This window comes from Cytophagia bacterium CHB2 (assembly GCA_030263535.1).
Lineage (GTDB): Bacteria > Zhuqueibacterota > Zhuqueibacteria > Zhuqueibacterales > Zhuqueibacteraceae > Coneutiohabitans.
Genome location: SZPB01000114.1, coordinates 1 through 16,926 on the forward strand (window position 1 = coordinate 1; position 16,926 = coordinate 16,926).

14 protein-coding genes and 1 pseudogene are annotated in these 16,926 nt (G+C 52.6%); 8 read left to right on the forward strand and 7 right to left on the reverse strand.

The window, feature by feature from the left end; all coding sequences use genetic code 11:
• From FBQ85_12800 to FBQ85_12815, 4 genes are all read right to left on the reverse strand, one after another.
• The coding region (locus FBQ85_12800; GenBank protein ID MDL1876032.1) for a hypothetical protein at positions 1-1,706 on the reverse strand (1,706 nt) is incomplete at its 3' end.
• 10 nt (positions 1,707-1,716) lie between these two features.
• Positions 1,717-2,577, reverse strand: a complete 861-nt coding sequence (locus FBQ85_12805; GenBank protein MDL1876033.1) for a CpsD/CapB family tyrosine-protein kinase — start codon at positions 2,575-2,577, stop codon at positions 1,717-1,719.
• Entirely contained in the window at positions 2,574-4,013 is a 1,440-nt protein-coding gene (locus FBQ85_12810; GenBank protein ID MDL1876034.1) for a hypothetical protein, read from the reverse strand. Before FBQ85_12810 ends, FBQ85_12805 begins: the two co-directional genes overlap by 4 nt.
• Before the next feature lie 75 nt (positions 4,014-4,088).
• Entirely contained in the window at positions 4,089-4,823 is a 735-nt protein-coding gene (locus FBQ85_12815) for a sugar transporter (protein MDL1876035.1), read from the reverse strand.
• Between the two features lie 813 nt (positions 4,824-5,636).
• Between FBQ85_12815 and FBQ85_12820 the strand changes: the two genes are divergently transcribed.
• The 8 genes and pseudogenes from FBQ85_12820 (at position 5,637) to FBQ85_12855 (ending at position 13,958) form a co-directional block, all read left to right on the forward strand.
• Positions 5,637-6,254 carry a hypothetical protein gene (locus FBQ85_12820; protein ID MDL1876036.1) on the forward strand — a complete coding sequence of 206 codons (618 nt, stop codon included), beginning with the start codon at positions 5,637-5,639 and terminating at the stop codon, positions 6,252-6,254.
• A 57-nt stretch (positions 6,255-6,311) separates the two neighbouring features.
• On the forward strand, positions 6,312-8,288 hold the full coding sequence (locus FBQ85_12825; GenBank protein MDL1876037.1) for a DUF362 domain-containing protein: 1,977 nt from the start codon (positions 6,312-6,314) through the stop codon (positions 8,286-8,288).
• Positions 8,289-8,600: 312 nt separating this feature from the next.
• The gene (locus FBQ85_12830) at positions 8,601-8,810 is read left to right on the forward strand and encodes a hypothetical protein (GenBank protein ID MDL1876038.1); all 210 of its coding nucleotides are present in this window, start codon (positions 8,601-8,603) and stop codon (positions 8,808-8,810) included.
• 148 nt (positions 8,811-8,958) lie between these two features.
• Positions 8,959-9,309: a DUF4440 domain-containing protein gene (locus FBQ85_12835; protein ID MDL1876039.1), complete on the forward strand. Its 351-nt coding sequence runs from the start codon at positions 8,959-8,961 to the stop codon at positions 9,307-9,309.
• Positions 9,310-9,390: 81 nt separating this feature from the next.
• On the forward strand, positions 9,391-10,479 hold the full coding sequence (locus FBQ85_12840; protein MDL1876040.1) for a hypothetical protein: 1,089 nt from the start codon (positions 9,391-9,393) through the stop codon (positions 10,477-10,479).
• Positions 10,480-10,520: 41 nt separating this feature from the next.
• The gene (locus FBQ85_12845; protein MDL1876041.1) at positions 10,521-10,802 is read left to right on the forward strand and encodes a hypothetical protein; all 282 of its coding nucleotides are present in this window, start codon (positions 10,521-10,523) and stop codon (positions 10,800-10,802) included.
• A gap of 596 nt (positions 10,803-11,398) precedes the next feature.
• Positions 11,399-12,799 (forward strand): annotated as a pseudogene (locus FBQ85_12850) (alpha-glucosidase/alpha-galactosidase).
• Positions 12,774-13,958 carry an N-acylglucosamine 2-epimerase gene (locus FBQ85_12855; GenBank protein MDL1876042.1) on the forward strand — a complete coding sequence of 395 codons (1,185 nt, stop codon included), beginning with the start codon at positions 12,774-12,776 and terminating at the stop codon, positions 13,956-13,958. The pseudogene FBQ85_12850 and the gene FBQ85_12855 overlap by 26 nt, the downstream one beginning before the upstream one ends.
• Positions 13,959-13,971: 13 nt before the next feature.
• Here the strand turns inward: FBQ85_12855 and FBQ85_12860 are convergent, their stop codons facing one another.
• The 3 genes from FBQ85_12860 to FBQ85_12870 form a co-directional block, all read right to left on the reverse strand.
• A complete protein-coding gene (locus FBQ85_12860) occupies positions 13,972-14,541 on the reverse strand; it encodes a hypothetical protein (GenBank protein ID MDL1876043.1) in 570 nt (189 codons plus the stop codon).
• 107 nt (positions 14,542-14,648) lie between these two features.
• The gene (locus tag FBQ85_12865) at positions 14,649-15,098 is read right to left on the reverse strand and encodes a hypothetical protein (GenBank protein MDL1876044.1); all 450 of its coding nucleotides are present in this window, start codon (positions 15,096-15,098) and stop codon (positions 14,649-14,651) included.
• 310 nt (positions 15,099-15,408) lie between these two features.
• Positions 15,409-16,926 (reverse strand): site-specific DNA-methyltransferase (locus tag FBQ85_12870; protein MDL1876045.1); only part of this gene is annotated, 1,518 nt, incomplete at its 5' end.

Genomic DNA, 16,926 nt, shown 5'->3' on the forward strand with positions numbered 1-16,926 from the left:
AACAAGATTTTTAGATCCAAAAGCAGACTTTGGTGCGTAGCGTAATACTTATCCATCGCCACCCAATCGCGAAACGAGGAATCACTTCTACCGTTGACTTGCCAAAGCCCGGTAAGTCCAGGTTTGACCTGCAGGCGGGTTTCAGACCAGGAAGGCTCGAACTTGAGCTCCTTGCGCGCCAAAGGCCTTGGGCCAACAAAGCTCATCTCCCCGCGCAAAATGTTGATCAATTGCGGAATTTCATCGAGGCTGAACTTACGGAGAATTTTTCCGACGCGTGTCATGCGCGGATCGTTTTCGATTTTAAAAATTGGGCCATCGACCTGATTGAGATGTTTCAACTCGTGCTGGCGCTGCGCCGCGTCTTGCACCATGGAGCGAAATTTGAACATGAAGAACTCCCGGCCGCCGAGGCCGCAGCGACGTTGGCGGAAAAACACCGGCCCCGGGCTGTCGAGTTTAATGGCCGCGGCGAGCACGCCCATGATCGGCAGAAAAAACATGAACAAAAACAGGGCGAAAAAAAGATCCATGCCGCGTTTGCTGAAATTGTAAAGCCGGCGGCGCTGTTGCCCGGCCAAAGCCGGCGCGGGTTTGGCAGACGCAATCGTCGTGATATTGTAGTTCTTCTCCAGCAAATTCACAGTTGCCGCGTGTAATTGATTTTTCACGACGACCGTGCCTTTCAAATATTGGCGTGGGCCAACTGTGCTGTCACGGGCAATCACGGAGCGTTCGATCCAGCTTCCTTCCGCCACACGGCTGCGATTCCACAGCGTGCTTTCGCGCAGGGTGGCGCCTTTGCCGACGAAACAATCGGCGCCGATGGCGACTGGCCCGATGATTTGCACGTCGTCGTCAATCACCGTATTGTCGCCGATGACGACGGGCGAAATAAAATTGACGCGGCTGCCGATGCGAACATTGGGACCGGCCCAGACGTTTGGCGAAATTTGCTGATGATAGGTAATGTTGCCGAAGCGGCCTGACAGCACGCCTTCGTTCAGCTTCATATAATCTGAAAGATTGAAAAGATCCTGCCACTCCCCGGTCAATTGCTGTGCGTTCACTTTGAGGCCGGCTTCCAACAAGCGCGGCAGCAATTGTTCTTTGATGTCGAGAAAGCTTTCGCCCTGACGATAGTGTTGAAACACTGAAGGTTGAAAGCAATAGATCCCCAGGGGAAAGAAGCGCGACGATTGAATCACGCCGTCGCCGCGGTTGATGCGCGCCATGCGGCCGTTTTCCGAAACCTCCACAACTTCGCTGCGGCCCCAATCATAAACCGCAGACAGTTTTGAAACCAGGACAGTGGCGTCGGCAAGAGAGCGAATGTGTTGCTTGACGAGATCGCGCAGATTGAAATTGAAGAGCACGTTGCATCCCATGACGATGAAAGGCTCGTTGGCGAGCAGGCCGGCAAGCTGGTGCAACGCGCCGCCCGTGCCGGCGGGACGATCTTCCACGGCATAGCGAATAACCACGTCCCAGGGATCGCCATTGCCCAAGACTTCCATCAATGCGGTATTTTCACGATCCAGGCAAAAAATCAGATCGGTGAAACCGGAGCGTTTCAAATGCTGCACAACATGAATCGCCATGGGCGTGTTCGCCACGGGCAGCAATGGTTTGGGAAGGATTTGTGTCAGCGGCAACAAGCGGGCTCCGCTCGCTCCAGCCAGAATAACGACTTTCATAGAAACCATCTCCTTTGGTTTAGAGACTTTCGTAGAGAACTTGGGGAATGTAGAAACGCCTCTGGTTGAGCACAACGCCGAACAACGGAATACCGAGGTGATCCAGCCTGTTTTTTAGCGAGCGTACGACTTCGACGCGCGTGCGCTCGGCTTGCACAATTTGAATGAGACCGTCGATTTGGCGGGCAACGAACAGTCCTTGCGGCACCTCGTTCAACGGCGGAAAATCGAACAAGAGGAGGTCGAAATGTTTGCTCTGCTTGCCGGCTTTGTTGATAGCGCGCACAGCGTTTTCGAGGTTGAACGGCGCATTTCGGGCGTTCACGCCAAAGGGCAACAAAAAAATTTTATTCGGTTTGATCACGCGTATCACATCGGCAAAGCGGCGGCGTGCGTAAATGAGGTCGATCAAGCCGGGGCCATCCGGAAGAGAGAACAGGCTGGCCAGATTGGCGTGACGCATGTTCAAATCCACAATCAGAACGCGCAGATTTGTGTTTTTGAACGCCAGCACAAGGTTGGCGAGAATGGTCGAGGTGCCTTCGCCGCAGTGTGCGCTGGCAAGGCCCAAGCTTAGCGCGCCTTGATGGCGCTGATGCAGAACTTGAATTTCGCTGCGAATTTTTTCGATCTCGGGCTGCGCCAGCGGCAGGGCGCGAAACATTGTGACGGTTTCATTCGTCAGCGTCAAGGCCATACTCGGGTCCTGCTCCCGCAACGCCTGTTCCGCCACATACTGAAACGTGCGAAAATTGGTGAGAGACTCGCTCGTTTCCCCTGCGGCGTTCGAACCTGCCTTATCATCATGAAGCCCCCGGTTGATTTTTACGGCTGTTTGGCCGTTCCGCCGGGCATTGACGTTGTTTTTAAGGTCGATCATGTTGGTTTGCGGTCAAAGGAGTAAGCGAGCGGGATATTTTTTTCGGCAGATATCACACCGAGCACCGGAACCTTTAGGGTGTGCACGACTTCGTGCGGCGCTTTGAAGGTGCCATTAAAATACTCGCGCACAAGGGCGCCGGCAATTCCCATCAAAATTCCGATGACAACGCCCAGGCTCATATTGCGTACCGGGCGCGGGCTGACCGGCTCGTCTGGCACGCCGGCAGGACTGATCACTGTAATGCGCGAAAGCCGGCGGTCCGTGGCTTTTTCGACGCTCATTTCTTCGCGCCGCATGACGAGCAGCGAATAAACGCGGCGCGCGTTGTCAATCGCCAATTCCAATTCATTCAATACACGCTCCTTTTCCGGCAGTGCTTTGATGTCGTTCTTGACCCCGGCCACCGTTCTGGCCAGCACACGTTCTTTTTCCCGCAGCGAATTCAGCCGCTCGTTTTCCAGAGCCAGGAGACGTTCCACCTCGGCCGTGAGTTCCGCTTGCACACCGGTGATTTGTTTATCGAGATCCGCAACGATACGATGATCGGTTTGATATTTTTCCGTGAGCGCATTGCGCTGGAGCCGCAGTTCGGTCACGCGGGTATAAAGCAGGCGCACAGACGGATGACCATCCATTTCCGCGGTCGGAATCCCGAGTGAGTCGCCGGCGCTGCGCACTTGCCGCAACCGTTGGATTTTCTCCGCCAGCACTTCCACCTGTTCGTGCAGCTGTACAAGCTGTTGATCGGCCGAACGGTATTTCTCATACATCAAATCTTCCTGCTTGCTGTGCGCCACCAGGCCGGTGGCGGCGCGATACGCATTGAGCACGCGTTCCAGGCTATCTAAGCGCGCCCGTGTTTCTTCGATGCGTTCTTTGAGGAAATCTTCCGCCTCGACGCTGCCGTGTACTTGCGCATTGTAGGAGATGTAGGCATTGGTCAAGGCATTGGCAAACCAGGCCGCACGCTCGGGATCGGTATCTTCAAAGCTGATGTCGATCACGTTCGACCCGGTCACAGCTTCAACCGTGATGAAGGCGCGAAAGCGGTCGAGTGTTTTTTCGCTGATTGTGTCATCGCCCGGCAACGCGTATGAAGAAGCGGGGCGATCGTTGGGAACGAGGTTCCGGCCGGTGGCCCAACTCGCACGCAGGACATTTTCCAAAACCGGCCGGCTGGTGGCGATCTCGAGTTCGGAACGGATATCCTCCTCCTGATTCAAGCGCGAATAGTAGGGACTCAACGCTGCGGGGCGGTCTTCACGACGTACGAGAACCTTGGCCGTGGTACGATAGGCTTTTTCAGCGGTGAATGTCGCAATGCCGACTGGAACCACGGTCAATACAAAAAGGAGCAGCACCAGGCCGCGGTTTTTGAAGATCGCTTGCAGGCCATCCCGTAAGCTCAACAGATTGGAATTGTTCACTAACATCTGAAGGCTTCTCCAGCATTTGAAGATATTGGTTCGCTGCGCCGGCGCAACCTTGCCGCCAGCGCCATCTCTGGATTATTTTACCAGGGCATAGACCCATGCAAAACCGGAAAGCGTGCTCATCGGCAACAACCCTTCGATAAATGAGTCCATGAATTGATTCGCGCGCGCAATTCCTGATTTGGGCACGTAGATGACGTCGTAAGGATTAAGTGCGACGTTCGCTTGCGCATGCTTTCCCTGCAAAGCGCCGCGCACGTCGTAGGTCAGCGTGAGAGGTTGATTGGAACGATCGTCCTTGCGCAATAAAACAATCTGCGAAAGCTGCGCCGAAGATTTGAAACCGCCGGCTTGAAAAATCGCGCCCAAGAGCGTCATGCCGCCGTCAATCGATACCAGCCCGGGCGATTGCACTTCGCCGCCGACGAAGACTTTGAGTGTAATGGAGTTCTTGACGATCACGGCGACCTCGGGATTGACGAGCTTGAGGCCATATCTTAGCTCTAAAACCGAATCAATTTCTGCCGGAGTTTGCCCTGCCACCTTGACTTCGCCGGCTAACTCGAGGGAGATAAAACCGTCCGGTCTCACCCACACTTCGGTGTTTAACTCCGGATGATAGTAGAGCTTGATAATTAGGTTGTCGCCCGGCGCGATGCGATATTCGGTTTTTCCCGTTGCCGGCAGCGCGGCAGGCGGCGATGACAACGTTTGCCGGCCACTTGCGCACGCGCTGAAAAAGGCGATCAACACGGGCGCGAGCACCATCATCACGCGGCGTATTCTTGTTGTGCTGTGAGTCCTCGTCATATGATAGAAAACGGAGTTTTATTGTATGGATTCCTCAGCTCTATCAGGTGGCGCAGGCCTCCTTGCCTGCGCCATATTTTTTTTGACTACTTGCTGAAGAATGACTCATGTTAAAAGTTTGTACGCGACAGCGTTTTTTTTAATCTCGTTCGTCACGTCGGATTATCGCAGAGTCAAACGTTATGCCAGATATTTGTCCCGTGATCTCTCGAAGAGACGTTGCGTTTTCATCCGACAATACAAGCAGTTGTGGCAACGATTTTTCAGATGGCAAGAGTTACGAACGATTGCGATAGGAATGTTTTGTTCCATCTGTTCGTGACAGCGCCCTTCGAGTGATGTATTTTATTGCAGCCCAAGCGCCGTGATACACTCCTGACGAGAATGTTAGCGGCGCTTACCAATGTGAAGGTATGGGGCGTGGGCCACTTCTTGAATAACTCGACCTCTCCTCTCTCTGCACCGAATCAAATTCATTTTGTCTGCAAACCTCTTGGCAGCAACATCAACAGGCAAGCAAAACGGAGATGTCAACTTTCTGCTTGACTCTATTGCCGTTGTTTTCTAAGCTGTTGCCGGTTGTATTGGCTACTTCTTGCTTGGCGCCGACGAGTTTCTTGTATCCAAATAAGCTCGCCGAGTATAGCAGCCCTATCAAGCCCTCTCAGCCAGCTTGAATAATGCGTGGTATTGCTGAACATACTTGATCTCTGATTGGCAATTTTCAGAATAGGACTCGGCCGCCGGCGGCAAGCGCGGGCTGTGCTGAAACCTGCGACGACGGCGCCCTAAACTCGACTTCGGCGAGCTTAGTTGAGCCGTCGCAGAGTGCAGAGATGCGACGAAAAGCCTGCGAAGCCTTCCAGCATTGTGGCTCCTGATCTCACCACCAAAGCATCGGGCTTTTATGCCGCCAGCGAGATCATCGCAGTGCGTGTCTACAATGGTTTTGTTTATGTGGCCGCCAGAGCCACGACTTCAAGCTCCGTCATTGTCTGGCGTCACCCACGCGATGCTGCGGGCAATCCCGGAGCGCAGGAAATGGTGATCGACTTGTCTGCCACCGATTATGGCTCGCGTACGATTCGAGGGATGATGTTTGCTGCAAATGGCAACCTGTATCTCGCCACCGACTCTCCGGACCCCATCCTGAATGTCAATCCCGCCACGAATAACGTGGAGATCCTTTACAGAGGGATTCTGGCATCTTACTCCAAGCATTTCTACTGGGACACGGGCACCCATTTTTATATGATTCGAAGCGATACGATCCTGGGAGAGGTGTGGCCCGTCTATTGGTTGATGCGAAAATTGGCGGCGGCGCTCCGTAACCAAGAAAATAATGACAGAAAAATGCGGGGCAAAAAAATTACTACGCTCGGCTTATATCTCTGTCCTTCATTTTTCTGTCATTGTTTTTGTTTTGGCTGATTCTTCCTGCCACAATACCTACCGCATCACATCTTTAGCAACAGGGTTTTGGAGAAAATGATCATGAAAACGAACCCCAAGCTGTGTGAACCTACCAATGATCAATCTTCTAATCGTTTGATCTTTGAAAAACTATTTTTCCATCTCATCGGGCTCGGCGCGCTGATCTGGTTTCTCGTGCGCGTGATTCCCAAACCGAGCCGGGCCGCCTATCCCTGCATGCGTGCCGCTTTTCCGGTTGCCTCCGCTTTTGTGCTGTATCTGCTCGCGCTGGCCACCTCGGCATTTGCCATGGTCAAGGTGAAGGCGCATTGGCAAAACGCCCGCTACTCGATTGCCGCAATGTTTTTGATGATCGCCGTAATCAGCGGGTTCATTGCTTTTCAAGCCGACCGGCCTTTTGTCTATGCCGATTCACGTTATCTGGACACACCCAATCAACCCATGGGCATTGGCCAGGGAATTTTTCCGGGACGGGTGGTGTGGGCGTGGAATCCGGATGCCACCAACGAGAACTGCAAAAACGACAACTGGGGAGAAGCCTACCACGAGCCGAAGAATTCGAATATGAATGTCATCCAGGCAATGGTTGACGAATCTATACTGAGTTTGATCGGTCAGCCTTCAGTCGGCGAAGCGTGGAATGCATTGTTCATTCATTTTAATGAGAAAAAGAACAGAGGCGCCGTGGGTTATCAACCCGGCCAAAAAATCTTCATCAAGACCAATGCGGTGAGCACGCCGGTGGATGGCTCGCACAATTACAGCGGCCTGAACAACTATACCATGGCCAAGACTTCTCCGCAACCGGTGCTGGCTCTTCTGCGGCAATTGGTCCATTCCGCCGGCGTTGCGCAGGAAGACATTTCGGTGGGCGATCCGATTCAGAGTGTGCCCAACGATTACTGGGAGATTTGGCACACCGAGTTTCCCAATGTGAATTACATTTCGATCGTGGGAGGAAACGGACGAACCAAATCGCTGCCAGGAAGCGCGCCCATTTTGTTTTATTCGGATCGCGGCGCGGTGTTGCGGTCAGGCGATTGGAACGATGCCGCCAAGGGCGTTCCGATTTACGACGACAAGTTGTACAGTGTCATCGAGCAGGCTGATTACATGATCAACGTGGCCGCCCTGAAGGTTCATGAACGGGCCGGCGTGACATTTGTGGCCAAATGCCATTTTGGATCGCACACCCGCACCAACGCTTTGCATGTGCACAACGGCTTGGTCAATCCTGACGGCTGGCCGACATCCGATCCCAAGCGTGATGGCTACGGGCTTTATCGCGTATTGGTCGATTTAATGGGGCACGAGAAGTTAGGCGGCAACACCATTCTCAATGTCGTGGATGGTCTGTGGGGCGGACCGGGCGCGAATCTTCGTCCGGTCAAATTCAAGATGGCGCCTTTCAATAATGACTGGCCCTCTTCCATTTTTATGTCGCAGGATCAGGTGGCGTTGGAATCTGTCTGTTTTGATTTTCTCAAAGCCGAGTTCACCAGCGACAAACATGCCGAAACCTATCCGCAAATGGCGGGCGTTGACGATCATCTGCATCAAGCTGCGGACTCGACCAACTGGCCCGCCGGCGTTCGATACGATCCCGAAAAAGACGGGACCGTGCTCGCCAGCCTGGGCGCGCACGAGCACTGGAACAACGTTACTGATAAAAAATACTCCCGCGACCGTGGCGCTGGCCAAGGAATTGAGTTAGTGAAACTGCACGAAGTAACCTCGGTTAATCAGCCTGCTGCCGTGCAGCACCCACACGGTATTCGCCTGGAAGCCAACTATCCCAATCCATTCAATGCCGGCACGCGCATTGTTTATGAGTTGCCATCTCGCACCCACGTACGCCTCGAAGTTTTCAACACGCGCGGACAACGTGTGGCCGTTTTGGTGGATGAACTGAACACCGCCGGCATTTATTCCATCGATTTTGATCCTGCCGGCCTGACCAGCGGATTCTACCTCTACCGGCTTTCAACCCCGCAAGCCACGCTCAGCCGAAAATTGGTTTTGGTGAGATAGGGCTGGTTGCTTGTAACTGGTTGTTGGTTGCTTTTTTTCTTACCCCTACTCTTACTCGCTTTTAGAAATTTCGCAAGAATTTAGCTAAATGAACCCAGAACAAAAAAACGCCCACAGAAATTAAGCTTTTTGAGTGCAATTCAGTGGGATTTCCATTTCAGTGCGCGAAAACTTCAAACGGCTAAATTCTTACGAAATTTCAACAACGAGTTAGAGTAGGAGTGATCAGTTCAATCGGCTAAGAATGAGCAGTTCAAAGAAAGGAAAGGCAGACATGAATTTCCGCAACTCGTTTTACTATCTCGGCATTTTTTGAAATTCATCCGGCCCGGCGCGAAGCGCATCATCTGCTCTTCCAATCACGATGATCTTCTGGCAACGGCATTTCTCAAACCCGACGGGAGAATTGCCGTGGTGGTCATGAATCAAACCGAAAAGGATATTGAATTCCACACGTGGATTGAAAACCGTGCGGTGAAAACGAGCAGTTCAGCGCATTCAATCGTCACGTTGGTTTTCTGAAAGAAGAATGAATCATGTCAAACACTCTGAGGGCTTTACTTTTGCTGGCCTGTGTCCCGGTTGCGTGGATGACGCAGAACGATTCCAAGAAGATGTCCAGTGAGCAGGAACAAGCCATTGAGCAGGCCATGTTGATGCACAAGCAAAAATGCAACAAGCCGCGCAGCAAGGCGACGGTGATGCTCTCTTTGCACATGTTCTGGAAACGGACAAGGGCGTGATCATCGACGATGGCCGCATTCGATGGACGCGCCAGGACGCGTTGAACGCAACCAAGCAAGGCCTGCAGGGCTTGAAGGATTTGGTGTATTCTTATACCAAGAAAAATGTCACTGCAATTTCGCCGGATGCAGCTCTTTGGATAGGAGAAGGCGTGTCTTCAGCGACGCTGCAAGGCGGTCGTCAAATATCTATGCCTTTTGCAGAGAGCATTCTTTTTGTGCAGAAGGATGGGCACTGGAAAGTATTTTGCGCGCATCGCTCCGTTCCCAATCAATGATTTGGGTTTTCAACGGAAGGTAGGCTTGAAAGAACAGGTTGAGGCTTGAGTACCATCCGGAGAATTTCATACGCAGGCTGCTTGATTATTGCCTTCGTGGCGTTCATCAGCTCCGCTGCGTGGAGCCAGGAAAACGAGAACAATGTTTTCTCAAAGCCTTTCATCACCAAAGTGATGAAAAACGTGTGTGACTGGCAGTTGAATAACCCGGTAACAATCAACGAAAGAAATGAGAACGACTGGGCGCGCGCCGCTTTCTACACCGGGGTGATGGCCACCTACAGAACGATGCAGGAAAAGAAATACCCGCATGCCGCGATCAAGTGGCCTGAGTCTTTGAATTGGAAACGGGCCAATCGCCTGCGGCATGCCGACGATCATTCCCGCGGCCAGGCGTTTCTGGAAATCTATGAGATTATGAAAAAGCCCGAGATGATCGCAGACGTCAAGAGCACATTTGATTCGCTCATCGCCGTCCCCAAGCCCGGCCGCGAGGATTGGTGGTGCGATGCGCTGTTCATGGCGCCGCCGGTGTTGGCCAGACTGGCTGCGGCAACCGGCGACAAACGTTATCTCGAATTTCTCAAAACCATGTTTTGGGATACTCATGATTTTCTTTATAACAACGAAGAACATCTATTCTTTCGAGACAAATCTTATTTCGACAAGAAAACACCCAACCGCAGCAAAACCTTCTGGGCAAGAGGCAACGGTTGGGTGATAGCGGGCACAGCGCGAGTGCTGCAATGTCTTCCAAGCGATGATTCTTGCCGTGATCGCTATGTGATGTTGCTGAAAGAGATGGCCGCCGCGATCAAGAAGGTTCAGGGAGAAGACGGTTTGTGGCAACCGAGCCTGTTGGATCCCGAGGAAGGGCCGCATCCGGGGACCAGCGGTTCATCATTTTTTTGTTATGCCTTGGCCTGGGGCATAAACAACGGACTCTTGAGTAAAGACGAATATTTGCCCGTGGTGAAGAAAGCTTGGCAAGGATTGAATTCGTGGGTGACGGATGAAGGCAAACTGCAATGGGTGCAGCCGATCGGCGCGGCGCCGGATAAAGTACGGTGCTTGCCGGTACATTCACCGATTGTTATCGATTCCACTTTCGATTCTCCGGCGATGACGATGACTGGGTCGAATGGTACGCACCGGGTGTCGGCCCGGTGAAACGTGTGCTCTTGGGATTTGCTGTTATTGAGTAGCCGCTCTTGCGTGCGTTCATTCATGGCTTGCCGCTTTCTGTGAACGACAGATCGGGCGACGAGAGACCAGCGCAGTTCAAACTTCACCAAAATTATCCCAATCCCCTGCCGCAAGAACGATTGCGAACCGGCACAAGAACGGCGATTCGCTACGATCTCCCCAAAACTGCTTTCGTCTTGTTGGAAATCTACAATCTGATGGGACAAAAAGTGCGCACGCTCGTTGCAACATCGCAGCCGTTGGGAAGATACGAGGTGTCTTGGAACGGGAGGAATGATGCCGGATAGGTGCTGCCCAGCGGCGTGTATTTCTATCGCCTCGACGCGGGAAATTTCACGCAAGTGCGCAAGCTGACGCTGGTCAGGTGACTCAACGTTGCGCCCCGTAGTTTTCTTTTGACAAGATTGATTGGATCAAAAGGTTGAATAGAATTTAGACCAAAATCCTTTTGTCCGATTCTCCCATGCTAATCATCTTTAATTCATATGGCATCGGCAAGATTGACAGATCACCTATTGTGTCACAATTATGATTTCTTCACCAGTCTTGCTGTTCCCGTTCATGATGTGAAAAGAATTTCTGCGGCTTTTTTGCGGAGAGACGGTTGGCTCAGCGGTTAGCGGCGGAGGTACAAGCGTGATGCGAATAGCGTCAAAAAAATCTTGCTGGGGCGAGGCCGGCAATTCTCATCATGTGTATTTACACGCCTCAATCATTTTTAAGGTCAGCAGCGAAATTGACTATTTGAACAGAGAGATTTTTTATTACTTTCTTGCTCGCGGGTAAAATGGTGTGATTAATACATTGCATGCTCGTAGATGATTTATCTGGATAGAAAGTTTTTCGCAAGTGAAAACGCTTTTTAAGTCCAAAGGATAAGTTCATGGCAAAAATCACTTTTATGTGGGCCGGCAGCACGGTTTTTTGCCCAAAACATTCTGGGCGATTGCATGTTGATGGCGCCGCCGCGTGAGTCGCATATTGCGCTTTATGATATTGATGCCGAACGCCTCGCTGAATCGAAGCTGATGCTCGAGAACTTGAACCGGAGCATCAATCAGAATCGCGCTCACACTACGGCGCATCTGGGCGTCGAGAATCGCAAAGAAGCCCTGCAAAATGCCAAGTACGTGGTGAATGCCATCCAAGTCGGCGGCTATGAGCCCAGCACCGTGATCGATTTTGAGGTTCCGAAAAAGTACGGATTGCGCCAGACCATCGCCGACACGCTCGGTATCGGCGGCATTTTTCGGGCGTTGCGGACGATTCCGGTGTGTATCGACTTTGCCCGTGACATGGAGGAAGTCTGTCCGGACGCGTGGTTTATCAATTACGTCAATCCCATGGCCATAGTCACTGCCGCCATGTTGCGCGCTTCCGGCATTAGCACGGTGGGTTTATGCCATTCCGTGCAAGTCTGCGCGCCCATCTGCTCAAACGCGTCGGCCTCCTGGAAAGTGTCAAAAATTTCCAGTGGAAAATTGCCGGCATCAATCATCAAGCCTGGTTGCTCGAAATCGGTGATGGGGGTAATGATTTGTATCCGGAGATCAAGCGCCGCGCGGCAGACATGAATCGCCGTGCGCGGGAAAAGGATGCGCCCAAACATGATGACATGGTGCGCTTCGAGTTGATGCGCCACTTTGGTTACTATGTGACCGAAAGCTCCGAGCACAGCGCCGAATACATGCCGTACTGGATCAAGAGACTTCATCCGGAATTGATCGAAGAATTCAACATTCCGCCGGACGAATATCCCCGGCGCTGCATTCAGCAGATTGAGGAGTGGAAAACCCGCGGCCAAGAGTTGGTGCATAACAAAAGTTTGACGCATACGCGCAGCGATGAATACGGCTCGTACATCATGGCAGCAATGGAAACCGATGTGCCGTTCCGCATCGGCGGCAACATTTTGAATCACGGCTTCATCACGAATTTGCCGGATAAAGCGGTGGTGGAGGTTCCCTGTCTGGTCGACCGCAACGGCGTGCAAGGTTGTTCTGTGGGTGATCTTCCTGAACAATGCGTCGCGCTCAACCGCACCAACATCAACGTGCAGCTTTTGACGATTGAAGCCGCGCTCACGCGCAAGCGCGACGCCATTTATCAAGCGGCCATGCTCGATCCGCACACGACGGCGGAATTAACGCTCGACCAAATTTGCCATCTTTGCGATGATTTGATTGCCGCGCAAGGTATGAATCCGATGTTTGAAGGGAGCGCGGACTTTCTTGTCCGCGATGAAAAAGGAGAGTCTTATGTTGAAACCCGAGCGAATCGATGAATTGATTACCGTCTACCGCGATGGCCTGCTGAACGACACGTTGCCGTTTTGGCAAAAACATGCCATCGACCGCGACCAGGGCGGATTCTTGTTTTGCCTCGATCAAGACGGCAGCGTGCTTTCCACGGATAAACCAATGTGGATACATGGTCGTTACGTCTGGTTGCTATCCACGCTTTGCAACACTGTCGAGCCGCGACCGGAATGGCTGCAATTGGCCAGACACGGCATTGATTTCATCCGGCGCTATGGGTTCGATGATGATGGCCGAATGTTTTACAGTGTCACGCGCGAGGGCCGGCCTTTGCGCAAGCGGCGATACATTTTCACCGAAACGTTCGGCATGATCGCGCTCGCCGCTTATGCCAAAGCTACGGGCGAGCAAAAAGCTGCGCAGGAGGCGAGCGATTTGTTTCGCCTCGTGATCAAACATCTCACCACCCCCGGACTTTTGGAACCCAAAATTCGCCCGGAAACCCGCAGCCTCAAAGCGTTGGCAATTCCTATGATTATGATCGTCTCTGCACAAGTATTGCGCGATGCGATTAACGACCCTTTGGCGCAGGAATGGATCGACCGGAGCATTGCTGAGATCGAACGCGATTTCATGAAACCCGAATTCGAAGCCGTGCTGGAGACCGTGGGTCCGAACGGCGAGTTCATCGATAACTTTGAGGGGCGAATGATTTGTCCCGGCCATTCAATCGAGGCCGGTTGGTTCATTTTGCACGAGGCCAAGCAGCGCAACAACGACGCCCATTTGCGCAAGCTGGGCGCGCAGATTCTCGACTGGTCATGGCAGAAAGGGTGGGACGGTACGTATGGAGGAATTTTGTATTATCGCGATGCCAAGGGATTGCCTTGCACTGAGTATTGGCATGACATGAAGTTCTGGTGGCCGCACAACGAAGCGATCATCGCCACCCTGCTCGCGTATCGATTGACCGGCGAGCAAAAATATTTGCGGTGGCACGGAATGGTGCATGACTGGGCATACCGGCATTTTCCGGATAAAGAATACGGCGAATGGTTTGGCTATCTGCATCGTGACGGCAGTCTCTCCACGCGGCTGAAAGGAAATATGTGGAAAGGGCCGTTCCACCTGCCGCGCATGCAGTGGTATTGCTGGAAGCTGCTCGAAGAGATGCGAGGTGGTTGAGGGAACACAGTCTTCACACGATTTCAGAGAAAATCACCCTAGAAAGTTTTTCGCAGTGAGAAATCGATACAACCTTCTCTGCGTAAGAAACCTCGCCTTCATCGTAACCCCTGTGACGCCACGGCGTGAGGGTGATGATGTTTTTTCCTGGCATTCGTGTCAAACTGACCCAGGCAACGTTAGGAGCTTTGACCGGCCGGAGTTTAGGCTGATCCTGCAACCAACTCAAAACCTCAACCGAATTCTTTGCACGATGATCTATAGGCAAGGCGACAGTTTGGCTATTGAGTAATCTGTGCGGCTCACTGAAAGCATAATGCGTTTGCCCTGCGCCATTCTGCTGAATGATTGCCGTTGCTTTAGAGAGAATTTCTGCATACGGGAAAATGACGGCATCATGCACATTTTCGTCCAAAATAAACTGCTGATCTTTCCATTTTCCCTTTGTGAAAATTGAATGCGATACCACGTCGACGTGGTGGTGATGATCCAGCAATGTCAAGAGTAATTTGAAGATTTCGGCGGCAGCCGCATCGGCGCGGTGATTCGCCAAGGTATAGAGTGTTTCAATCGGATAGACCACCAACAGATTTGCCCACGGGGGCCGCTAAAATCAACGCGAATGGTCGCTAATGCTTTTTAGTTCGCGATGATTCGCGTCTATTCGCGGTTGGAGATTGGGAAAGTTATTTAATCGTCGATCCTTAGATACCCGAGCGCAACTTCCATGGGCGATTCCTTAACATCACAGCCTAATGTCAAATGAATGTGGTCGGGCAACAGCCTGGCCTTGGAAAGCAGATGCTTCTTCTTCACAGCGATGCGCTCAATCAAATCCCGGCTTCTGGTCAAGCGATCATCTCGAATCTCACGCCAGCGCCCGGCATGCACGAGAACCAGGTGAAGGTTGTAAAGAAACTCGCCGTGCGCGCTTCTTCTGATGGAGTTCAGGGCCGCATGCGCATTGTCAATTTGGTATTTGCCAAACCGAGCCTGCACTTCCAGGGCGGCCATGGGGTGATGCTCGAATTGGGTATCGAGATAATGCTGCACGACGTCGAGTTTTGCGGAACCGATACTTTTGATCGAGTAGTTCTCTTTGAAAGCTTTGAGAACTTGCTTGCGGATTTGATGCTGCAAGCGGCCCTTCACCGAACGAATGGCGCTGCTGAGCGATACTTCCGGAAGTGTGTTGAGCAGAAACTGGCTGGCAACGCCGTCCTTGAGCCGGTAGTCGAGAATGCGGACGCCGTCTTTTTCGGTGAGAGGTTTCAGCTCTTCGATCCAGTGTTCGGCTGCGACGGGCGCGTCTCTCCAGAAGACCGCGAGGGTTCAGCAGAGCTTGAAGGAGGATTTGCAGTTTTCGGAGGTGTAGAGGGGAGTCATCGCTGTCTCCTTCGCTGTCAGTCTTGATCTCCGCGGGGGCAGGCCCTACGGAGATCACATCACATTACTTCACCTTAAACACTTTCATCACCTCATCCCCCAAATGATTGATCACCTTCACCGCGATGCGGCCGGATTTGGGTTTGTCGAAGGGGCGCGAAGTATCGCTGTGGAGCGTGGCCCAGGCTTCTTCGTTGATCTCGGCTTTGAGCGTGGTCTTCAGCGATTTGTACGGATCGTTGGCGCCGAGAAAATAGGCATGGCGCACAAAAAAACTCTCTTCGTTGTAATCGGTGTCGATGAACCAACACGCAATGCCCTCGGCGCTGTCGCTGCGCACTTCGCCGGTGTTGGGATGAAACACGTCCACGCCATTGACTTTCACTTTGATCTGGCCGTCTTTGGCGGGAAGAACGTCAATATCCGGCTCGCCGAAGATGACGAAGAGATTGCCTTTGCCGGTGTTCTTCAAATCCTCAGCCATGTGCAGGTCCGCGTTCATGCGCGCTTTGAGCACCGGAATGCGGCCGAGCTTGCTGAACTCCGAAGTATGCGCATCGTAATTGAACGCGCAGGTGATGAGCGTGTCAAAATCCGCATCACCGGCTTCGCGCGCAGCGGCCACAAGATCGGGCTTGTTGACCGTGCCGAATTCCGGGCCAATGAAAATGCCCGCGCGCCGTTCGGCTTTGCCTTCAAGATAGCGTCCTTCGGCGCAAATGTAGTGGCCGGGCCAGGGCGTAAGCGAGGTGAAGTCAATCTTGTCTTCTTTATGCGCCTGCTGCACGCCCGCGGTTTTGAGATTTTCCAAAATCACCTGGGCGAAATCCCAAAGCTTGCCGTAGCCTATCTTCGCATCTGCCACGCTGTCGATCAACTCGTCGTTTTCATCAACCCCCAAAACGCGATGCGGCGAGAGGCTTTCGACCGTGAATGGCCCGGCTACGCGGACTTTCTTGTTGTCTTCATACGGCTTGTCGTAGAGATATTCAAACTCGGCTTTCGCCGCAATCGAAGCGTCGATTTCTTTCTGCCGCGCGATGCGCTGTTTCCACCATTCGGCATGCAGTTTTTTCGCCTGGTCGGGCCATTTGTCCTCGGCCTCGCGCGGAATTTCCCATTCTTCCCATTTCTTTTTTAGCGCTTTGTTGAGCTGTTCGCGCAGCGGTTCGAGCGTCTTTTGATACTCCTCCCAGATCACATCGATTTCGGCGTTGTTGGCAATGGATTTCAGCGTGATGTGTGGCACGCGCTCGTAAACAAAGCCTTGCCGAATATTGTTGTACGTGGGCGCGTCGGAAGGAATGGTTTGAGTGATCTCAGCTTCTTTGAGTTGCCCGTCGCGGCTGTCTGCCAGCAAGTAATAAGAATACCGCGCGCCCATGATACGCGCGCGAGCCAGTGCCAACGCCACGCGGGAAGTATCAATCGTGATCCAACGGCGGCCCCATTGTTCGGCAACGTAAGCGGTGGTGCCGGAGCCGCAAGTCGGATCGAGGACAAGGTCGCCGGGGTCGGTGGTCATGAGGAGGCAGCGTTCAATCGTTTTTGTGCCTGTTTGAACAACATATACTTTTTCATC

Bases quoted from the DNA above. Each gene is read 5' to 3' on its own strand.
- FBQ85_12805 (MDL1876033.1), bottom strand. From the start codon at position 2,577: ATGATCGACCTTAAAAACAACGTCAATGCCCGGCGGAACGGCCAAACA.
- FBQ85_12810 (MDL1876034.1), bottom strand. From the start codon at position 4,013: ATGTTAGTGAACAATTCCAATCTGTTGAGCTTACGGGATGGCCTGCAA.
- FBQ85_12815 (MDL1876035.1), bottom strand. From the start codon at position 4,823: ATGACGAGGACTCACAGCACAACAAGAATACGCCGCGTGATGATGGTG.
- FBQ85_12825 (MDL1876037.1), top strand. From the start codon at position 6,312: ATGATCATGAAAACGAACCCCAAGCTGTGTGAACCTACCAATGATCAA.
- FBQ85_12835 (MDL1876039.1), top strand. From the start codon at position 8,959: ATGCAACAAGCCGCGCAGCAAGGCGACGGTGATGCTCTCTTTGCACAT.
- FBQ85_12855 (MDL1876042.1), top strand. From the start codon at position 12,774: ATGTTGAAACCCGAGCGAATCGATGAATTGATTACCGTCTACCGCGAT.